This window comes from Amycolatopsis kentuckyensis, assembly GCF_002155975.1.
Classification (GTDB): domain Bacteria; phylum Actinomycetota; class Actinomycetes; order Mycobacteriales; family Pseudonocardiaceae; genus Amycolatopsis; species Amycolatopsis kentuckyensis.
Genome location: NZ_MUMI01000629.1, coordinates 1 through 942 on the forward strand (window position 1 = coordinate 1; position 942 = coordinate 942).

The 942-nt window shown below is 70.5% G+C and carries 1 protein-coding gene; it reads right to left on the bottom strand.

Annotation, left to right across the window (positions count from 1 at the left end; translation table 11 throughout):
- Positions 1 to 346: 346 nt before the first annotated feature.
- A partial coding sequence (locus CCN39_RS44130; protein WP_143264389.1) for an alpha/beta fold hydrolase occupies positions 347 to 942 on the bottom strand: 596 nt, incomplete at its 5' end.

The following is a 942-nucleotide window of genomic DNA, read 5'->3' on the forward strand; positions in this document are numbered from 1 at the left end:
GCCCCCGTCCTGCGGGCCGGTCGGCCGACACGGACTGCTGCCGGTAGGCCGGTCCGGGAGTGCGCTCGCCGGAGTTCGGCCGTCCGGCCCGCAGGACGGGGGCGGCGAATCCGGTGTCCACGTCGGTCATGTGTTTTATCCTTGCTGGCAACAAAATCGGCCTCGTCGGCGGGAACGCCGATCCGGTTTTTGTGGCTCAGGCAACATAATTTCGCGCGAACGGCACTGTCAACGGGTTGCCCGCTGACTTTGCGGTAACCCGTCCGGACTACACCCGAACGGGTGGAACGCCGCGAGAGGACGTGACACTTCCGGCGCGCGCCGATGGTGCGCGCGTGACAACTTTTCAGAAGGGTGGCCGCTCGGTTGTCAGGCGCGTGACGACGTCGTCGAGAGTGAGCCGGGCGGGCGCGGTCTCCGTGAGGAACTCGTTCAGCAGCGCGCAGAAGCGATCCGGCTCGGCCACGTGCGGAAAGTGTTTCACGTTTTCCAGCACGGTCAAGCGGCTGTCCGGCAGCAGTGCGGCCGTCCGGCGGCCGTGCGCCACCGGGATGAGCGGGTCGCGCGCACCCCAGACCAGCAGCACCGGCACGGCCTCGGCGAGGTAGAGCTTGTCCACGGCGCTCGCGCGCTGGCCGCGCAGGTCGATCAGGCTGCGCGCGATGAACAGGAAGGCCCGCCGTCGCGCGGGATCGGCCAGCGAGCCGAAATGCCGGGCCAGTTCCCGGGTTTCGGGCTTGAGCGCCCCGCCGAGCCGGCGTCCGAACCGCGCGGCCGCCCGGGCGATCGCGAGCGTGACCCGGTTGACGGCGAGGGCCATTGTGGCCGGTGCGCCCGGCAGGGCCGTGGCCCTCAGCACCGGGCTCACCTCCGGGCCGAGGCCGGCGCTGCCCACCAGGACGAGGCGGTCGCACATTTCCGGGAACTGGTAGGCGAACTGCA